Origin of the sequence: Curtobacterium sp. L6-1 (assembly GCF_018885305.1) — a bacterium.
In the GTDB taxonomy this organism is placed as follows: domain Bacteria; phylum Actinomycetota; class Actinomycetes; order Actinomycetales; family Microbacteriaceae; genus Curtobacterium; species Curtobacterium aetherium.
In genome coordinates this window covers 1,738,826-1,758,040 of the sequence record NZ_CP076544.1, presented here as the reverse complement: position 1 = coordinate 1,758,040, position 19,215 = coordinate 1,738,826, and the positions used below count along the sequence as shown (strand labels likewise).

Annotated in this window: 12 protein-coding genes; 7 read left to right on the top strand and 5 right to left on the bottom strand. The window is 73.2% G+C overall.

Annotation, left to right across the window (positions count from 1 at the left end; genetic code table 11):
• The first annotated feature begins 28 nt into the window (after nucleotides 1–28).
• Nucleotides 29–1,606, top strand: coding sequence for a DNA polymerase Y family protein (locus tag KM842_RS07970; RefSeq protein WP_253206355.1), 1,578 nt, complete (start codon nucleotides 29–31; stop codon nucleotides 1,604–1,606).
• 13 nt (nucleotides 1,607–1,619) lie between these two features.
• On the top strand, nucleotides 1,620–5,156 hold the full coding sequence (locus KM842_RS07965) for an error-prone DNA polymerase (protein ID WP_216257368.1): 3,537 nt from the start codon (nucleotides 1,620–1,622) through the stop codon (nucleotides 5,154–5,156).
• Nucleotides 5,157–5,326: 170 nt separating this feature from the next.
• Here KM842_RS07965 and KM842_RS07960 read toward each other — a convergent pair whose 3' ends face one another.
• A complete protein-coding gene (locus KM842_RS07960; RefSeq protein WP_216257367.1) occupies nucleotides 5,327–6,850 on the bottom strand; it encodes a sensor histidine kinase in 1,524 nt (507 codons plus the stop codon).
• A 10-nt stretch (nucleotides 6,851–6,860) separates the two neighbouring features.
• The gene (locus KM842_RS07955) at nucleotides 6,861–7,538 is read right to left on the bottom strand and encodes a response regulator transcription factor (RefSeq protein WP_216257366.1); all 678 of its coding nucleotides are present in this window, start codon (nucleotides 7,536–7,538) and stop codon (nucleotides 6,861–6,863) included.
• Nucleotides 7,539–7,748: 210 nt separating this feature from the next.
• Between KM842_RS07955 and KM842_RS07950 the strand changes: the two genes are divergently transcribed.
• Complete coding sequence (locus KM842_RS07950; protein WP_216257365.1) at nucleotides 7,749–8,066, top strand: hypothetical protein; 318 nt, start codon at nucleotides 7,749–7,751, stop codon at nucleotides 8,064–8,066.
• A 69-nt stretch (nucleotides 8,067–8,135) separates the two neighbouring features.
• Here KM842_RS07950 and KM842_RS07945 read toward each other — a convergent pair whose 3' ends face one another.
• The gene (locus KM842_RS07945) at nucleotides 8,136–9,197 is read right to left on the bottom strand and encodes an FUSC family protein (RefSeq protein ID WP_216257364.1); all 1,062 of its coding nucleotides are present in this window, start codon (nucleotides 9,195–9,197) and stop codon (nucleotides 8,136–8,138) included.
• A 79-nt stretch (nucleotides 9,198–9,276) separates the two neighbouring features.
• On the opposite strand from KM842_RS07945, the gene KM842_RS07940 reads away from it, so the two are divergent.
• Both KM842_RS07940 and KM842_RS07935 read left to right on the top strand, forming a co-directional pair.
• Nucleotides 9,277–10,518, top strand: coding sequence for an aminoglycoside phosphotransferase family protein (locus tag KM842_RS07940; protein WP_216257361.1), 1,242 nt, complete (start codon nucleotides 9,277–9,279; stop codon nucleotides 10,516–10,518).
• Between the two features lie 451 nt (nucleotides 10,519–10,969).
• On the top strand, nucleotides 10,970–13,096 hold the full coding sequence (locus tag KM842_RS07935) for a DEAD/DEAH box helicase (RefSeq protein ID WP_216257359.1): 2,127 nt from the start codon (nucleotides 10,970–10,972) through the stop codon (nucleotides 13,094–13,096).
• A 167-nt stretch (nucleotides 13,097–13,263) separates the two neighbouring features.
• Here the strand turns inward: KM842_RS07935 and KM842_RS07930 are convergent, their stop codons facing one another.
• A complete protein-coding gene (locus KM842_RS07930; RefSeq protein WP_022902366.1) occupies nucleotides 13,264–13,536 on the bottom strand; it encodes a mycoredoxin in 273 nt (90 codons plus the stop codon).
• Between the two features lie 39 nt (nucleotides 13,537–13,575).
• Here KM842_RS07930 and KM842_RS07925 point away from each other — a divergent pair, with 39 nt between their 5' ends.
• Nucleotides 13,576–15,090: a CYTH domain-containing protein gene (locus tag KM842_RS07925; RefSeq protein ID WP_216257358.1), complete on the top strand. Its 1,515-nt coding sequence runs from the start codon at nucleotides 13,576–13,578 to the stop codon at nucleotides 15,088–15,090.
• A 132-nt stretch (nucleotides 15,091–15,222) separates the two neighbouring features.
• Here the strand turns inward: KM842_RS07925 and KM842_RS07920 are convergent, their stop codons facing one another.
• Nucleotides 15,223–17,394, bottom strand: a complete 2,172-nt coding sequence (locus KM842_RS07920; protein ID WP_216257357.1) for a S9 family peptidase — start codon at nucleotides 17,392–17,394, stop codon at nucleotides 15,223–15,225.
• A 442-nt stretch (nucleotides 17,395–17,836) separates the two neighbouring features.
• On the opposite strand from KM842_RS07920, the gene KM842_RS07915 reads away from it, so the two are divergent.
• On the top strand, nucleotides 17,837–19,039 hold the full coding sequence (locus KM842_RS07915; protein ID WP_216257356.1) for an amidohydrolase: 1,203 nt from the start codon (nucleotides 17,837–17,839) through the stop codon (nucleotides 19,037–19,039).
• Nucleotides 19,040–19,215: the final 176 nt, after the last annotated feature.

The window sequence follows — 19,215 nt, the reverse complement described above, 5'->3', positions numbered from 1 at the left end:
CGCCGACGCGCTCAGCCGTGGTGCCGGGCTGCCGGAACCGCCACCCACCCGCACGATCGTCCTCTGGTGCCCGGACTGGCCCGTCATCGCGGCTGCCCGTGCCGCCGGCGCACCGCCGGAGCAGCCCTTCGCCCTCATCGCCAAGGGCCTGGTCTTCGCGAGCTCCGCCTCGGCCCGGCAGGTCGGGGTGGTCCGGGGGCTGCGTCTGCGGGAGGCCCAGGCGCGCTGCACCGACCTCGTCACGCAGCCCTACGACGACGCGCTCGACCACCGTGCCTTCGAACCGGTGATCCGTGCGATCGAGACGGCAGCACCCGGGGTCGAGGTCCTGCGGCCCGGCACGATCGCGCTGCGTGCCCGTGGCCCGGCGCGGTACCACGGTGGCGAACGGGCAGCGGCGACCGTCCTCGCGGGCATCGCTGCCGACCACGGTGCGCCGGGGGTCCGAGCGGGGGTGGCGGACACCCCGTTCGCCGCGGAACAGGCCGCCCGGGCACGTCCGCGGCGCCCCGGTGAACGTGTCCGGATGGTGCCGGTCGGCGGCTCGGCGGAGTTCCTCGCCCCGCTGCCGCTCGGTGTGCTCGGCGACCCCGACCTCGCGATGGTGCTCGGCCGACTCGGCATCGCGACCCTGGGGGACTTCGCCGCGCTCACCGACGAACAGGTGCGCGACCGGTTCGGGCTGCCCGGGGCCTTCCTGCACCGGCTCGCCGGCGGTCGTGACCCGCGGGAGGTCTCCGCGCGCGAGGTCCCGCCCGACCTCGAGGTCCTGGCCTCGTTCGAACCAGCGCTCGACCGGGCCGACCAGATCGCGTTCGCCTTCCGCCGGTCCGCCGACGACTTCGCGGCGAAGCTCCGGGCAGCCGGGCTCGTCGCGACGACGATCCGCGTGGGCATCGTCGACGAGCGGGACATCCTGCTCGAACGGGTGTGGGCGCACCCGCGGTGGTTCGACGCCGCCGACGTGGTCGACCGGGTGCGGTGGCAACTCGCGGGCGGGGTCGACCCGACCGGGCTCGAGGCGCCGGTGACCTCGGTCCTGCTCGAGCCCGTCGCCGTGGACGACCTCGCGAACCACGAACGCGGGCTCTGGGGCTCCGGCCCGGACGAGCGGGTGCACCACGGCCTGGCCCGCGTACAGGGCATGGTCGGACACGACGGGGTCGTCACGCCCCGGATCGGGGGCGGCCGCACGCTCGCCGAACGCACGGTGCTCGTCCCGTGGGGCGACGCGCCCGTGGGCGGCGAGCGCGCCCTCGCGGTGGTCCGCGACCGTCCGTGGCCGGGCAGGCTGCCCGGGCCGCCGCCGGCGACGGTGCTCGAGCGGCCCCGACCGGTGGACGTCGTCGCAGCCGACGGCGGCTCCGTGGACGTCGACGAGCGCGGCACGCTGACCGGGGAACCCGAGCGGTTCCGGTCCGACGGCGACCGCGGTGGCCGGTTCGCACCGGTCACCGCGTGGGCCGGTCCCTGGCCGCTCGTCGTGCGGTGGTGGGAGTCGGGCGGTCGACGGCTGCACCGACTGCAGCTCGTCGACGACGACGGACGTGCGTGGTACCTGGTGCTCGCCGACCACCGCTGGTGGGCAGAGGCGATCGCGACGTGAAGGACGGTTCCTGATGGGCTACAGCAACCCGCCGATCCCGTGGTCGCAGTTCGAGCGTGCGCTCTCCGACAAGCGGAGCCCCGGCACGACCCCGGACGGCGACGGCGGCGACAGCCCGGCGTGGTCGCGGAAGCGTGCGCCGTACCAGCCGGCGGACGTCGTCGCGCCGGACGCTCCGCCGACGGTGCCGTACGCCGAGCTCCACGCGCACTCGACCTTCAGCTTCCTAGACGGCGCGAGTCCGCCGGAGCACCTGCTCGAGGAGGCCGCCCGGCTCGGCCTGCAGGGACTGGCGATCACGGACCACGACGGCTTCTACGGTGCCGCCCGGATGGCGGAGGTCGCCGAGACCTACCCGAGCGTCACGACCGTCTACGGGGCCGAGCTGTCCATCGGGCTGACCGAACCGCAGAACGGCGTCCCCGACCCCGAGGGCTCGCACCTGCTGCTGCTCGCCGACGGTCAGGAGGGCTACCACCGGATGGCCGGCGCGGTGACGGCCGCGCACCTCGCCGCGGGCTCCGAGAAGGGCCGTCCCCGGTACGACCTCGACGACCTCGCCGAGCGCTCCGGCGGTCGGTGGCGCGTGCTCACCGGGTGCCGGAAGGGTGCGGTCCGCCAGGCCCTCGAGCGCGGTGGGGAGAGCGCCGCTGACCAGGCGCTCCGGGCACTGCTCGACCGGTTCGGCACGGGCAACGTCGTCGTGGAGCTCAGCGACCACGGCGACCCGCTCGACAGCGCCCGGAACGACGTCCTCGCCGCCCTCGCCGACCGGCACGCGGTGCCCGTCGTCGCGACCGGCAACGTGCACTACGCCACCCCGGACCGCTTCCCCGTGGCGACTGCGCTGGCCGCCGTCCGGGCTCGGCGGAGCCTGGACGAGGTCGACGGGTGGCTGCCGGCGGCGGACACCGCGCACCTCCGCTCCGGAGCCGAGATGGCCCGGCGGTTCGCCCGCTGGCCCGGTGCCGTCGAGCGGAGCGTGGCGCTCGCGGACGAGCTCGGGTTCCAGTTGAAGACGGCGAAGCCCGGCCTGCCCGACCTCGACGTGCCCGAGGGACACACCCCGATGAGCTGGCTGCGCGAGCTGACCTGGCGCGGGGCCCGTCGGTTCTACCCGGGATCCGCGGACGGGGTCGACGCGCACAAGCGGGAGCGCATCGAACGCGAACTCGCCGTCATCGAGGACAAGGGGTTCCCGGGGTACTTCCTCATCGTGCGGGACATGGTGCAGTACGCCAGGGACCGGGGGATCCTCTGCCAGGGGCGCGGCTCCGCCGCCAACTCGGCGGTCTGCTACCTGCTCGAGATCACGGCGGTCGACTCGATCAGGTACGGTCTGCCGTTCGAACGCTTCCTGTCGGCCATGCGCGACGAGGAGCCCGACATCGACGTCGACTTCGACTCCGACCGACGAGAAGAGGTCATCCAGTACGTCTACGACAAGTACGGCCGTTTCAACGCGGCGCAGGTCGCGAACGTCATCACCTACCGGCCGAAGGGCGCCGTGCGGGACATGGCGAAGGCCCTCGGGCACAGCCCCGGGCAGCAGGACGCCTGGTCGAAGCAGGTGGAGCGGTGGGGGTCGGTCACCGAGAGCCAGGACCACGACATCCCGGAGCCGGTGGTGGACCTCGCGCAGCAGGTCCTCGGGTTCCCGCGGCACCTCGGCATCCACTCGGGCGGCATGGTCCTCACCGACCGGCCGGTGGGCGAGGTCGTGCCGATCGAGCACGCCCGGATGGACGGCCGGACCGTGCTGCAGTGGGACAAGGACGACTGCGCCTACATGGGGCTCGTGAAGTTCGACATGCTCGGGCTCGGGATGCTCGCCGCCCTGCAGTACTCGTTCGACCTGGCCGCCGACCACTGCGGGGAGCGGTGGGACATGCACTCGATCCCGAAGGAGGAGCAGGGCGTCTACGACCAGCTCTGCCGAGCCGACACCATCGGCGTCTTCCAGGTCGAGTCCCGCGCGCAGATGGGCACGCTGCCCCGGCTGCTGCCGCGACGGTTCTACGACCTGGTGATCGAGGTCGCCCTGGTGCGCCCCGGTCCGATCCAGGGCGGCGCGGTGCACCCGTACATCCGTCGGCGCACCGGTGAGGAGCCGGTGACGTACATCCACCCCGCGCTCGAGCCCGTGCTGGAGCGGACCCTCGGCATCCCGCTGTTCCAGGAACAGCTCATGCAGATGGCCATCGCGGTCGGCAACTGCTCCGGCGACGACGCCGACCTGCTCCGCCGGGCGATGGGGTCCAAGCGCGGCCTCGAGAAGATCGACCGCCTGCGGGACAAGCTCTACCGGGGGATGGCGGAGAACGACATCCACGGCGAGGACGCCGACGCCATCTACGCGAAGATCCAGGCGTTCGCGAACTTCGGCTTCGCGGAGAGCCACTCGATCAGCTTCGCGCTCATCGTCTACGCGAGCGCGTGGATGCGGCTGCACTACCCGGGGGCGTTCCTCGCGGCCCTGCTGCGGGCGCAGCCGATGGGCTTCTACTCGCCGCAGACCCTCGTCGCCGACGCCCGGCGACACGGCGTCCGGGTGCTCCGGCCGGACATCCTGCGTTCGGAGGTCGACGCGACGCTCGAGCCGATCGTCGACGCGTCGGACGCGTCGGACGGGTCGGGTGCCGGAGCCGGGGCTGCCGGGGCCGCCAGCGCCGGTGCGCAGGCCGGGGCCGCCAGCGCCGGTGCGCAGGCCGGAGCCGGGGCCGCCGGGGCTCCCGGTACCGACGGGCTCGGACACGACGGCTGCCTCGCGACCGAGCAGCCGCCCGTGCTGCCCTTCGACCGCGACGCCCCCGACGACACCGCCGAGCACCGCCGCGACGGCGCCTTCGCAGTACGGCTCGGGCTCGCCGAGGTCGCCTCGCTCGGCCGACGCAGTGCCGAGCGGATCGTCGCCGAACGTCGGGCGAACGGACCGTTCACCGACATGTCCGACCTCGCCCGCCGGGTCGGCCTGACGACCGCACAGCTCGAGGCCCTCGCCGCCGCCGACGCGTTCGAGTCCCTCGGCGTGGACCGGCGGGCGGGGATGTGGTCCGCGGCGCAGGCGGCGTCCGAGCGACCCGACCAGCTGCCGGACACGCAGGTCGTCGTGCAGCCGCCGCTGTTCGGACAGATGACGAGCGGAGACGTCCTCATCGCCGACATGTGGTCGACGGGGATGTCCACCGACGACCACCCGGTCGCGCACCTCCGGCCCCGACTGTCCGACCGCGGCGTGCTCAGCGTCGAGGACACCCGGACGGCGGAGACCGGTCGGCGCGTCGAGGTCGGCGGCATCGTGACGCACCGGCAGCGCCCGGCGACGGCGTCGGGGATCACCTTCCTCAACGTCGAGGACGAGTCCGGACTGGTGAACGTGATCTGCAGCGTGGGGGTGTGGGGTCGGTACCGGCGTGTGGCGCGGGAGTCACCGGCCGTGGTCGTCCGGGGCATCCTCGAGCGGTCGCCGGACGGGGTGGTCAACCTGGTCGCCGACCGGATCGAGCACCTGCCGCTCGGGGTCCGGACCCGCTCCCGCGACTTCCAATGACCCGGGCGACGCACCCGGCACCCAGCAGGGGCGGGCGCGAGTGCGGGCGCGAGTGCGAGTCCGGGTCCGGGCGCGGGCCTGCGTCAGTGCTCGTCCCGCCCCCGGGCCTGCGTCAGTGCTCGTCCCACCGCCGGGCCTGCGTCAGTGCTCGTCCCGTCGCCGGGCCTGCGTCAGTGTCCGTCCCGCCCCCGGGCCTCTCGACCCTCCCTGCCCGCCGGACCGGCCGGCGCCGCCGACACCTCCGGCACCCGCACCGTCACCTCGAGCCCACCGGAGCGGACGTTGCGGAGCGTGGCCGTGCCTCCCGCCCGTTCCGCCACCGCCCGGACGATCGCGAGCCCGAGGCCGGAGCCACCCGGCATCGGGATCCCGCCGGTCGCCGGGTCGGGGTCGCGGCGGGAGGTGCGTGCCTCGTCCGGACGGGTGAACCGGTCGAACGCGACCGGCACGAACGACTCCGGGACGCCGGGTCCGTCGTCGGTGATCTGCAGCACGCCCTCGCGGGGCGTGGTGCGCCAGCTGACCAGGACGCTCCCGCCGCGGGGGAGGGCAGCGACCGCGTTGCCCGCCGTGTTCGTGACGAGCTGCGCCATCCCGCCGGTGTCCAGGCGGTACCGCGGCTCGCCCGTCTCGTCGTCGGGGACCGGTGGGTCGAGCTCGAAGTCGACGGTGACGTCCTTCGCGCTCGCGATGAGCCGCACCCGGTCGACGGCGGACATCACCTCGTCGCCGAGGTCGGACCACGACGTGGCGGACTGCGGGGCGCCGTCGGCCGCACGCCGCTCGGACTCCTCGATGCGCGAGAGCGTGAGCAGGTCGTTCGCCAGTCGCGAGAGCCGTGCCACGTTGTTCTTCGCCCGGTCGATGTGTGCCGCAAGGGCCGCGGCGTCACCCGCGTCGAGTGCGGCGAGGTCGAGCTGGGTGGTGAGGATCGCGAGCGGCGTCCGGAGTTCGTGGCTGGCGTCCGACACCATCTGCCGCTCGCGTTCGGTCGCCTGGCGGGTCCGGGCGAGGAAGGCGTTGAGCGTCATCGCGAGCGAGGCGAGTTCGTCCTGCGCCGGCCCGACGGGCAGCTCGGCGCGTTCAGGCGCGACGGAGAGCCGTTCGGCCTCGCGGCGCATCCGGTTCACCGGACGGAGCGCGGTGGTCGCGAGCACCCACGACGCGATGCCGAACGCCACGAGGATCGCGAGCCCGGTGAACGACAGCGTGGTCGTGAGGTCGTCGACGACGATCGCCTCGGCCTGCGAGTTGCGAGCGGCGACCACGGTCCAGCGGCCGGCCTGGTTGACCGGGTGCTCGACGACGACGCGGTACTGGGAACCGCCGACCTCGATCACCGAGGTGCCCGCGGGCGTGGTGCGGAGGCTGCCGAGCGCCTGCTCGAGTCGTCGGGGCATCGACGAGAGCGTGATGTCCCCGGTGGGGGAGAGCACCGCGACGAACTGCGCGTTGCCGGGCGGCGACAGGTTCGGGTCGCTGTCCACCTCGAGCGTCGCGACGTACGGGTCGGTGTCGGCGTCGAGCAGGGTCTCGGTGGCGCTCGCCACGACGCTGACGACCTGCAGCCGCATCACGAGCACCAGGAGCGCGATGACGACGGCTGCGATGACGGTCGACCCGATGGTGATCCGGGCACGGAGGGACAGCGACCGCAGGGACGGCGACGACCACCGCGCGCGCATCGACCGCATCACGCGGTCGTCAGGTGGTGACGAGGTCGAGCCGGTACCCGCGACCGCGCACGGTGCTGATCGCGACGGTGGCCTGCTGCGCCACGAGCTTCTTCCGCAGGTAGGAGATGTACTGCTCGACGACGTTCGGGTCGACGTGCTGCGAGCCGTCCCAGACCTCCTCCAGGATCTTCGGCCGGTCGACGACCGCCCCGACCGAGCGGGCGAGGAGCCGGAGCAACGCGAACTCGGTGGGGCTCATGGCGACGCGCTGGCCCTTGATCGAGACGCGGCGGGCCTCGGAGTCGATCGCGACGTCACCGACCTCGATGGTCCGCGGCGCACCGGTGGGCTCGCGGCGACCGAGGGCCCGGAGGCGTGCGGTCAGCTCGGCGAACGCGAACGGCTTCGTGAGGTAGTCGTCGGCGCCGGCGTCGAGGCCGAACACGCGGTCGTCCACGGCGTCGCGAGCGGTGACGAGCAGGATCCGCACGGGGTCCTCGCGTTCGCGCACGCGTCGGGCGAGCTCGAAGCCCGACATGCCGGGCATCATCACGTCGACCACGGCGATGTCGTAGGCCTGCTCGCCCAGGGCGATGAGCGCCTCCACGCCGTTCTCGACCGCGGTGACGCGGTACCCCTCGGCGGCGAGCCCGCGCTCCATGAGCGCGCGCATCTCGTCGTCGTCCTCGACCACCAACAAGCGCATCTGGACCTCCCGCGACCATCGTGGCACCGAAGTGCGCTCGCCGGGCGGATCGACCGGCACGGTGTCTGAATCTCGTCACAGTCCCGACCGGAGTCCGTGGACCGCGGTCTGTGGACACTCGAGACTGACGGGTACTGACAGTACCCCCTTCGTTGCTATGCTCCGGCTCGGACGCTGTACCCGACAGACCGTCCTGTACTTGGGGGCACCATGCACGACCCGGAGAACCCGGCCATCGTCCGCCTGCGCGCCGAGCTCGACGCCGCCTGGAAGGGCGTCGTCAGCGTCGGAGCGCTGGACGCGGCACACCGCGACCGTGTGGTCGCCTACCTGCAGACCGCCGTGCCGGACAGCGCCGGTCGCGCGGCGCGCTCGGTCGGCCAGGAGGCGGTGGTCGCCGAGATCCGTCGGTTCTCCGAGGTCGAGGTGGTCACGTCCCACCCGACGTGGCCGGCCGGCACGGTGTGGTCCGCGGTGCTCGAGACCGCGGTCGAGGCTGCACGCGGAGCTGACGCGCCCGTCGCCTGATCCGACGCGCCCGTCGCCTGATCCGACGCGCCCGTCGCCCGGGCCGACGCCGCCGCGACGCCGAGGTCGTCAGTCGTCCTCGCCGAGGAGTTCCTCGCGCACGCGGCGGACGTCCTCGAGCAGGGCCCCGATGAGCACCCAGTGCCGGGAGTTCGGCCGCACCACCTCGAGCGGCGCCGTCAGGGCGTGCTCGACGGTCGGCTCCTCCGGTCCCTCGGCGAGCTCGCCCGGGGTCAAGCGCGTGGACTCGACCTGCGCCCCGAGACGTCGGACGTCCGCACCGATGCGGGCGACCTCGGTGGCGATCCGCCCCACCATCGGGTCGGCGCGCAGGTCCGGCGCCGTGTTGTCTCGGACGGCACGCGTCATGCCGGTGACCCGCGTGACGAGGACCCGGAGGTGCTCGGTGACGGCGACGTCCCGCTCGAGGATCGTCCGGTGGCGTCCGCCGCGCGGGTTCATCGTGAGCGAGTCGCGCGCCGAGGTCAGCGCCGCGTCGGTCCGGGCGTGCTGCTGCCGGAGCGCCCGGGCCTGCAGCAGGGCCTCGTGCCACCGCTCGGCGTCCCACCCCTCGGTCAGCCCGACGGCGATCCGCTCGAATGCGGCGGCGGTGTCCCGCGCGAGCCGGGCGACGGCCAGGTGCGCGGGTTCGAGCAGCACGGGCGGGACGATGAGGGCGTTCACCACGAGGGCGACGACCGCGCCGATCACGGTCTCGAGGATGCGGTCGGCCGAGTAGTTGGGCGTGACGACACCCGCGGTGAGCACGAGCATGCCGCTGATGCCGACCTGGGTGGCCGAGGTCGGGGTGAGGCGGAGCGCCCAGGCGAGCAGGATCGCCAGGACCACGACGAGCAGCACGATCCACACCGCGTCGCCGAGGAGCAGGTGCACGCCCGTCGCCAGGACCACCCCGAGCAGGACGCCCGCGCTGCGCTCCAGGCCCTTCACGAACGACTGGTTGATGCTCGGCTGGACGACGAGCAGGGCGGCGATCGCGGCGAAGGTCGGGAACGGGCCGCGGATGAGGAGCTCGCACAGGAGCACCGCCGCGACCACCGCCACCGCGGTCTTGACGACCTGCAGGAACGGGGTGCGGCTCGAGCTGCGGAGACGCGAGACCGGGTTCACGTGTCCACGGTAGCCACGAGCCGCACGCCGAGCCGTGCACGAAGGCGACGAAACCGCGCGGACACGGTTGACTGTGCCCGTGTGGCCCAACCATGAGCGCGTCATCCCCGAGGCCTTCGCCGGGTCCGGGACGACCGTCGTGGCCGCCCGGGCGCACTCCGTCGAGCCGTCGGGCAACGGGTACCTCTACGGGTACGAGGTCGACACCGTCGACCGCGCCGGCCAGCGCGCGACGGTCCTGACGTACGTCGACACCGGCGGCGCCCACGACCAGAACAGCGCGATCGTCACCGACCCGGCGACGGGGGAGCCGGTCTCGGTGTGGGCCTACCCGAACGACCCGGGCCTCCCGGTCCTGCCACAGGTGACGTACCGCGACGCCGTCGCGGAGCTGCTCACCACCCTCGGGATGCCCGTCACCGACCCGACGTTGACCGTCGCCGCCTACCGACCGGGCAAGCGTGCCGTGGTCCGCGTGGACGCACCGGAGCGGACCCTGTTCATCAAGATCGTCCGGCCGCACCGGGTCGCGCCGATCGTCCGCACGCACGAGCAGTTCGCCGCCGCCGGTCTGCCGGTGCCGCGGGTGCTCTCCAGTCGCGGCGACGGGCTGCTCGTCCTGGAGCTCGTGCGCGGCGTGCCCGCGGGGAGCCGGATCACCGAGATCGCCGACGACCCCCGGTTCGTGGCGTCCCTCGCGGCCCTGAGCGGTCGGGTCGCGACCGTGCCGATGACGCAGCAGGCCCGCGCGGACGCGATGGACCACGCCGACTGGCACCGTCGCACCCTCGTCACGGCGCTGCCCGGGGACGCCGAGGAGATCGACCGGCTGTACGACGCGATCGGTCGCCGGTCGATCGGCTGGGCCGCCGGCCAGAAGCAGGTGGTGCACGGTGACCTGCACCTCGAGCAGGTGTTCGTCGACGAGGACGAGCCCTGGCGCATCTCCGGCCTGCTCGACATCGACACCGCGGGCTGGGGGCACCCGGTGCGCGACGTCGGCGCGGTCGTGGCACACCTCGTCGTGACGGGGCTGTGGCACCGGTCGCGCGGGGACGTCGAGCGCGGTGCCGCGGCCGAGCGCCTCGCCGACGCCGTCGCCCGGGACTGGGTCGCCCGCAACCCGCAGGAGGCCGACCGGATCGGCCCGGCGATCGGCGCGCAGCTCCTCGCCCACGCCGGCGGTCAGGCGACGACCGGATCGGCGAACGGGATCGCGACCGCGGAACAGCTGCTCGCGGCGACGCGAGCGGCCCTGGCGGAACCGGCCCCGAGCCTCCCGTCCGGCACCGGCCGCCCGCGGTCCGCGCCGCGCGTCTGAGGTCCCCGCCCGCTGCGTGGGGCAGCGTCGACCGCTCCGGTCGTCGTCGGCCGGGAGGCACGCCACGCGCGGGGTGGGGAGAGTCGCCTCCGTCGGTGGCTGGGGAGTAAACTGACCGCGCACGCACCGCGTGCTCGCACGTGGCGTCGATCCCTGACGCGACGATCGGTCTCCTGACCGGTGCGGGCGCCGGATCCGCGTCGTCTCGAGTCCGGACCTCCAGGAGGCCTGACCCCAGGACGGAGCGTGCGTGCGACGGCGCCGGACTCCCCGCGCAGACCGTCACATCGATCACCGGCCCTCACCTGGGCTCTCGATGCGGTCGGCCGGAACGTTCCGGTGTGCTGCGGGCCACGGCGGCCCGTGGTGGACCCGGGTGCGACAGCCGCACCGTGACGACTTCCGCCCGTACCGGGTGGCTCGCCCCGTCGAGGGCGGAACAGGAGGAGCCGTGGCTCGATCAGGTACCCGGCGCGCTGCCGGCGGCACGCGGACGGCTGCACGCCGGACCCGGCCGCTCGACAACGAGGGTCTCATCCCCGTGCTCGCCCGCGCCGTGCGGGAGGTCGAGGCCGCCGCCCAGCGTGGCGCCCTCAAGGCCACCAACCGGACGAAGTTCCAGGCCGTCGCGCTGCTCATGCGCGAGGAACGTGCCCGCGTGAAGGCGGACGCCGAGCTCACCGACGCCCAGCGCGCCGAGCAGCTCAAGCGCCTCGACGGGGTCGCGACGATCCTGGCGAAGACGGCCGCGCGCGACACCAGCGTCATCCAGCTCCTCACCGAGGAGGCCGCGGTCTCCGAGGCGACCCGCACCGTCAAGCGCGACATGATGATCGCCGCGGGCATCGAGCTGCAGCCCGAGGACCTCGTCATCGCCGCCGAGCCGACCGCCGCGGTCGAGACGCCCGAACGGGCCGTCGTCCCGCAGGCCGTCGTGCAGCGCCAGCTCGCGAACCCGTTCCTGCCGCCGGACTTCGCGCTCGCCGATCAGCCCGTCGCCCACCCGCGTCGCCTGGCGAACTGGGAGCTCTTCGGTCCGCTCTTCAAGTCGTTCGAGTACGGCGCCGGCGGGGGAGCGGCCTCGATGCCGCTGCCTGACCCGTCGTCGCTGCACACGCCCTCCGGCACCTCGCTGATGAAGCACCAGGCGGAACTCGTCGCCTCGGCCGCGCAGGGACACCGCACCTTCCTGCTCGCCGACGAGCCGGGTCTCGGCAAGACCGCGCAGTCGCTCATCGCCGCCGACGCCGCCAAGGCCTTCCCGCTGCTCGTCGTCGTCCCGAACGTCGTGAAGACGAACTGGGCGCGCGAGGCCGAGCGCTGGGTGCCGAACCACCGCGCGACGGTCATCCACGGCGACGGACAGGACCTCGACGGGTTCGCCGACATCATCATCGTCAACTACGAGATCCTCGACCGGCACGTCGGCTGGCTCGGCACCTTCGGGTTCAAGGGCATGGTCGTCGACGAGGCGCACTTCATCAAGAACAAGGAGTCGCAGCGCTCCCGGTACGTGCTGCAGCTCGCCGACAAGATCCGCGAGCGCACGGCGAACCCGCTGCTCATGGCCCTCACCGGCACCCCGCTCATCAACTCCGTCGAGGACTTCCGCACCATCTGGGAGTTCCTGGGCTGGATCGACGACAAGAAGCCGCGCGCGCAGCTCATGAACGAGCTCGAGGAGATCGGGCTGACCCCCGCCGACCAGGGCTTCTTCTCCGAGGCACGGAAGGCCGTCATCGACCTCGGCATCGTCCGGCGTCGGAAGGTCGACGTCGCCGCGGACATCCCCGCGCGCCGGATCGCCGACATCCCCGTCGAGCTCGACGGGGACGAGGGCCGCTCGATCCGCGACGCCGAGCGCGAGCTCACCGCGAAGCTCGTCAAGCGCTACCACCAGGCGCTCGCCGCCCGCACCGGACAGGACCCCGTCGTCGGCATCGACGAGAAGCTCGTCCGCCAGGTCGCTCGTTGGGAGCTCGAGGACCAGGACGCGTCGTCCACCGGCGAGAACGTGTTCTCGATGGTGCGGCGGATCGGCCGTGCCAAGGCGCAGCTCGCGGCGGACTACGCGGCGCAGCTGGCCTCGAACGTCGGCAAGGTCGTGTTCTTCGCGAAGCACCTCGACGTGATGGACCAAGCGGAGGAGGTCTTCGCGCGCCGGCACCTGCGCACCGCGACCATCCGTGGCGACCAGACGCCGGCGCAGCGCACCGCCGAGATCGACTCGTTCGTGAACGACCCCGACGTCGCCGTCATCGTCTGCTCGCTCACCGCGGCGGGCGTCGGCCTCAACCTGCAGGTGGCGTCGAACGTCGTCCTCGCCGAGCTGTCGTGGACGAGCGCCGAGCAGACGCAGGCGATCGACCGCGTGCACCGCATCGGGCAGGAGGAGCCGGTCACCGCGTGGCGCATCATCGCCGCGCAGACGATCGACACCAAGATCGCCGAGCTCATCGACAGCAAGGCCGGGCTCGCCGCACGGGCGCTCGACGGCTCCGACGAGGAGGTCGTCGACTCCGGCGACATCCAGCTCGACGCCATGGCGGCGCTGCTGCTGGACGCGCTCAGCCGCTAGCGCGCTGGCGCCCGGCGCGTCGCCCCGGACCCCGCGCCGGGGCGCCGGGGCGCCGGTGCGACGGCGCCGCGCCCGACAACGAACAACGCGCCCCGTTCCGACGGGGCGCGTTGTTCGTTGCGGGGCGCGATCGCGCCGTGTGGCACTTCCGCGCCGGGCGGCCGGCGTCAGACGCGCGACTGCACCTCGGCGAGGGAGGGGTTCGTCGCCGTGCTGCCGTCCGGGAACACCAGGGTCGGGACGGTCTGGTTGCCGCCGTTGACCTCGGCGACCAGCTCGGCCGTGCCCGGCGTCTGTTCGATGTCGACCTCGCGGAAGGGCACGCCCGCCTTGGTCATCTGGTTCTTCAGCCGGGCGCAGTAGCCGCACCAGCTCGTCGTGAACATGGTGACGCCGCCGGCCTCGGGCACGAACGCGTCACGGGTGATCGTCTCGCTCATGTGCCGAGGGTAACTCCGCGGCCTGGTAGACAAGACCGTGTGAGCGACACCCACCTCGAGATCGAGCGCACCTACGACCTGCCCGACGGGGCCGCCCTCCCCGACCTGATCGGCGTCGGGGGCATCCTGCAGACCGACCACCAGGAGCCGTTCGACCTCGACGCCACCTACTGGGACACGCAGCGGTACGACCTCGTCGCCGCACGCGTCACCGTCCGTCGGCGCACCGGCGGGCACGACGCCGGCTGGCACATCAAGCGCGCCGCGTCCGACACGGTCCGGCACGAGCAGCACTTCCCGCTCACCGAGGACCCGGACGCCGTCCCCGACGAGGTCCTGGCCGCCCTGTTCACCGAACGCCGCGGCCGTGGCCTGCGTCCGGTCGTGCGCATCACCACCACGCGGACGGTCACCCGGCTCCTCGACGAGGACGGTGACCAGGTCGCCGAGCTCGCCGACGACCGCGTCGTCGCAGAACGTCTCGACGACGACGCACCGGCCGATCCGCGCACCTGGCGGGAGGTCGAGGTCGAAGCCGTCGAGGGCGTCGACCCGCAGGTCGCCGAGGCGCTCTTCGCCGCCCTCGACGGCCGGTTCGCGGCCGTCGGCGCCGGCCCCGCCGCCGTGGCGAGCAAGCTGGCACGTGGGCTGGCGGGTGTACCGGCGCCGCGCCTCCGGACCGAGGAGAAGCCGCACAAGGGCACCGCGGCCCGCGCGCTCACCAAGCGACTGCGCAAGCTGCGCGGCGCGCTGCTCGGCCTGGAGGCCCGCCTCCGGTCCGGCGAGGCGGCCGACCTCGCCGAGACGGCCGAGACCGCCCTCGGCATCGCCGCCGTGTTCGGGTCCTACCGGCCCGCCTTCGCGGCCGGCGCCGAGGTCGACCGTGCCGCCGCGGCTGCCGATGCCCTCGCCGCGGTGACCGCCCGCGCGGCCCTCGCCGAGTACCTCGTGGAGCGGCTGCCGCGGGCCTCGAGCCCGGCGCAGGAGGCGCTGATCGATTCGATCACTCGCGAGCGGATCCTCGCGTCGACGCGACAGCGTCGGGACGACGCCACCCGCGAGGTCCTGCTCAGCCTGCACGAGGAGTCGTTCCTCGAACTGCTCGACGCCCTCGACGACGCGGTCGAACGGCCGCGTCCGACGGCGTGGGCGCTCCGCGACCCGAAGCAGGTCGCACAGGACGTCTCCGCCGTCGAGAAGCCGCGCATCCGCGACCTCGTCCGCGCCGCGGTCGGGGACGACCCCGCCGACGAGGCCGGCGACCGCGAAGCGACCGAGCGGGCGTGGCACGCGACGCTCCGCGCCCGGATGGCGATGGACGTGCTCGGCGACGACGCCTTCCCGCACGCGCTGTGGAAGCGCGTCGGCACGGCAGCGGACGTCCTGACCGAGCGGGTCCGGTCGCTGCACGCCCTCGAGCAGCTGCGCGTGCAGGCGGGCATCGCGGAGCGCGGCGGTGAGGGGACGTTCGGGTACGGCGTGCTCGCCGGCGACCGGGTCCGCATGGCCGAGGAGTCGTACGACGAGGCGGTGCACGCGCTCAACCGCGTGTGACCTCCAGGGCCTGCTGACACCACGACGGCGCGCACCCCGTGCGGGTGCGCGCCGTCGTCGTGTCGGTGGTGGCCGGGCAGTCTTCCGGCCTCCACCGGTCAGGCGCCTCGCTCGCCGGCGCGCTGACCGGGATCAGCCAGCGGCGATCGGGTTCGCTGACGCCGCCGCGGGGGAGACGTCCGCCAGACCCAGGACGTCGAGCAGCCACGCCAGCTCGAAGGCCCGCTCCTTCCAGGAGTCATACCGTCCGCTGACCCCGCCGTGACCCGCGGCCATCTCGGTCTTCAGCAGGACGGGAGCACCGACCTCCCGGAGCTTCGCCGTCCACTTGGCGGGCTCGACGTAGAGCACACGGGTGTCGTTGATCGACGTGGCCGCGAGGATGCGCGGGTACTGCACGTCGTCGCGGACGTTCTCGTAGGGCGAGTACTCGCTCATGTACCGGTAGACCTCGGCGTCGTGCAGCGGGTCGCCCCACTCGTCCCACTCGATCACGGTCAGCGGCAGGTCCGGGTCGAGGATGCTCGTCAGGGCGTCGACGAACGGCACGGCGGCCAGGATCCCGGCGAAGCGCTCCGGGGCGAGGTTCGCGACCGCGCCCATGAGGAGACCTCCGGCGCTGCCGCCCTCGGCCACGAGCTGGTCGGCCGTTGTCCGACCGCTGTCGATGAGGTGCTCGGCGACGGCGACGAAGTCCGTGAAGGTGTTCTTCTTCGTCAGCGTCTTGCCGTCCTCGTACCAGTGCCGGCCCATCTCGCCGCCACCGCGGACGTGTGCCACGGCGAACACGACGCCGCGGTCGAGCATCGACAGGCGCATCACGCTGAAGCCAGGGTCGATCGAGTGCTCGTACGAGCCGTAGCCGTACAGGTGCAGCGGCGCGGGGGCGTCGGCGTCGACGGCGTCACGCCGCCAGACGAGCGAGACCGGGATGCGCGTGCCGTCGGCCGCGGTGGCCCAGTCGCGCTCCTGCACGTAGTCGGCCGGGTCGTAGCCGCCGAGCACGGGCTGCCGCTTGAGGACGGTGACCTCGCCGGATGCAAGGTCGAGGTCGCTCACCTCGGACGGTGTCACGAAGGACGTGTAGCCGAGGCGCAGCGTCGGCTGGTCCCACTCCGGGTTGCCGCCGAGGCCCGCCGAGAACAGTGCCTCGTCGAAGGGGACCTCGTGCGGTTCGCCGTAGCCGTCGCCCTCGATCGGGATGACCGCGATGCGGGGGAGCGCCTCGGACCGGTACTCGAGCGCGAGGTGCCCGGCGAAGGCGTCCACCGACTCGATCCGGCGCTGCTCGTGGTGGGGCACCACGACCCGGCGGTCGGACTGCGAGGTCGGGTCGTCCGCCGGGACGTCCACCAGCTCGAAGTTCTCGGCACCGTCGTTGTGCAGGACGAGCAGCCGGTCGCTGCCGCCGACGATGGCGTGCTCGATCTCGTACTCGACGCCCTCGCGCCGGGGCCACACGACGTGGAACTCGCCGGTCGGGTCGGCCGCGTCGAGGACGAGCGCCTCGGACGTGATCTTCGATCCGAGCTCGATGACGATGTACTGCGACGACCGGGTCACGCCGACACCCACCCAGTACCGGTCGTCCGGCTCCTCGAAGACGACGACGTCGGCATCGGCGGGCGTGCCGACCTCGTGCCGCCAGATGCGGTCTGGTCGCCAGGACTCGTCGACGGTCGGGTAGAAGACGTATCTGCCGGACGGGTCGAAGGTCGCGCCGGCGCCCGTGTCCGGGATGGTGTCGGCGAGGTCCTGCCCGGTCTCGAGGTCGCGGACGTGCAGCGTGTAGCGCTCGTCGCCCTCGACGTCCACGCCGTAGACCAGGCGACGGCCGTCGTCGCTGATGTCGTAGGTGCCGAGCGAGAAGAAGTCGTGGCCGTCGGCCAGGGCGTTGCCGTCGAGGACGACCTCTTCCCCCGGCAGGGTGGCGGCACCGTCGTCGAGCGACGGCGGCGTCCAGTCGTCCGGTCCGCTGATCGGCGCGCGGCACTGGACGCCGTACTGGCTGCCCTCGCTGGTCCGCGTGAAGTACCACCACTGGCCCATGCGCACGGGCACCGAGAGGTCGGTCTCCTGCACGCGGCTCTTGACCTCGTCGAAGAGCCGGTCGCGCAGCGCGCCGAGGTGCTCGGTCTGCGCCTCGGTGTAGCGGTTCTCTGCCTCGAGGTACGCGATGGTGTCCGGGGACTCCTTGTCGCGCAGCCATTCGTAGTCGTCGACGAAGTCGATGTCGTGGTGGGTCCGCGTGACAGGCCGCTTGGCGGCGGTCGGCGGAGTGGTCGCGTCGTGCTCGCTGGTCACCGGCCCACCCTATGCGCTCGGGGTGGTGGCCCGACCCGGCCGGGCAGGCGAGGTCGCGCCCGTGGTCGTGCCCGTAGCCGTACCCGTGCCCGTACCCGTGCCCGTACCCGTGCCCGTACCCGTGCCCGTACCCGTGCCCGTACCCGTACCCGTGCCCGTACCCGTGCCCGTACCCGTACCCGTGCCCGTGCCCGTGCGCACCGAGCGCACCATCCGGTCTGCTCGTGGTGGTCGTCCGCTGCTCCCCCAGGCCCGACCGTCGAACCGTGCACGGGCCACCCGGACCCGTCCCCCTGCTGCTGCATGGTGCCTCCGCTCGTCGTGCTCGCCGACGGTAGCGCCGGTCGCGCGGGGAGACCCAGGAATCGGGATGTCGTGTGCACAAGGCATCAACACGTCCGTTGGAGGGGACACGCCGCACCGCGCTCGCTACCGTTGCAGGATGACCGACAACTCGTTCGTGATCACCGGTGCCCACGTCGTCCCCGTGGACGGCCCGGCGTTCGACGGCGGTGCCGTCGTCGTCCAGGACGGGCGGATCACCGCCGTCGGGCCGGACGTCACGCCTCTCGACGGGCTGCCGGTCGTCGACGCCGCCGGAGCGTGGCTCCTGCCCGGCTTCGTCGAGGCGCACGGTCACGTCGGCATCCACGAGGAGGCGAACGGCCCCGCCGGCAACGACACGAACGAGATGACCGGCCCGAACATGGCCGCCGTCCGGGCGATCGACGCGGTCGACATCGACGACGAGGGCTTCCGCGACGCACTGTCCGGCGGCGTCACGAGCATCGTCGTCAAGCCGGGGTCGGGCAACCCGATCGGTGGGCAGACGGTCGCCGTCAAGACCTGGGGCGGCCGGACGATCGACGAGCAGCTCATCTCGGACGCGGTCAGCGTGAAGAGCGCCCTCGGTGAGAACCCGAAGCGGGTCTACGGCGACAAGGGGCAGACCCCGTCCACGCGGCTCGGCGTCGCGAAGGTGATCCGCGAGGCCTTCGTGGCGGCGCAGGACTACCGGGCCGCCCGTGACGCAGCGGCCCGCCGGGACGAGCCGTTCACGCGCGACCTCACCAAGGAGACCCTGGTGCGCGTGCTCGACGGCGAGCTCGCGTGGGACCAGCACACGCACCGGCACGACGACATCGCGACCGCGATCCGCCTGGCCGACGAGTTCGGGTACCGCCTGGTCGTCAACCACGGGACCGAGGCGCACAAGATCGCCGACCTCCTGGCCGAGAAGGGCATCCCGGTCATCTACGGGCCGATGTTCACCAGCCGGTCCAAGGTCGAGCTCCGCGACCGCGGCATCCCGAACCTCACGACCATCGCGGCCGCCGGCGTCCGCGTGGCGATCACGACGGACGCGCCGGTCGTCCCGATCAACATGCTTGTGACGCAGGCGACGATGGCGGTCCGCGACGGTCTGCCACGCCAGACGGCGCTCGAGGCCATCACGTCGGCCCCGGCGGACATCCTCGGGTTCGGTGACCGCGTCGGCCGGATCGCCGTGGGCCTCGACGCCGACCTCGTCCTCTGGGACGGTGACCCGCTCGACGCGACGAGCCGCGCCCAGCGCGTCTGGATCGAGGGTCGGCAGGTCTTCGCCTACTTCGACGGTCAGGGCGTCACGACCCCGCGCTGGTGACGCCGTCGCGCCGATGCCGCCGACGCACCGGCGCCGCCCGCCCTCCGGCGCCGCCCCAGCGCAGCCCCGGCGCCGCCCCCGCCCACCGGCGCGGCGCCAGCGCCGGTGACGTCGCGGTGCTGGTGACGCCCACGCACCGGTGACGCAGCCGCGCGACACCGCCGGCCCGTCGCCCA

What these genes read in the sequence shown, in the direction of transcription:
- KM842_RS07965 (WP_216257368.1), top strand. Translation starts at nt 1,620, where the DNA reads ATGGGCTACAGCAACCCGCCGATCCCGTGGTCGCAGTTCGAGCGTGCG.
- KM842_RS07960 (WP_216257367.1), bottom strand. Translation starts at nt 6,850, where the DNA reads ATGCGGTCGATGCGCGCGCGGTGGTCGTCGCCGTCCCTGCGGTCGCTG.
- KM842_RS07955 (WP_216257366.1), bottom strand. Translation starts at nt 7,538, where the DNA reads ATGCGCTTGTTGGTGGTCGAGGACGACGACGAGATGCGCGCGCTCATG.
- KM842_RS07950 (WP_216257365.1), top strand. Translation starts at nt 7,749, where the DNA reads ATGCACGACCCGGAGAACCCGGCCATCGTCCGCCTGCGCGCCGAGCTC.
- KM842_RS07930 (WP_022902366.1), bottom strand. Translation starts at nt 13,536, where the DNA reads ATGAGCGAGACGATCACCCGTGACGCGTTCGTGCCCGAGGCCGGCGGC.
- KM842_RS07915 (WP_216257356.1), top strand. Translation starts at nt 17,837, where the DNA reads ATGACCGACAACTCGTTCGTGATCACCGGTGCCCACGTCGTCCCCGTG.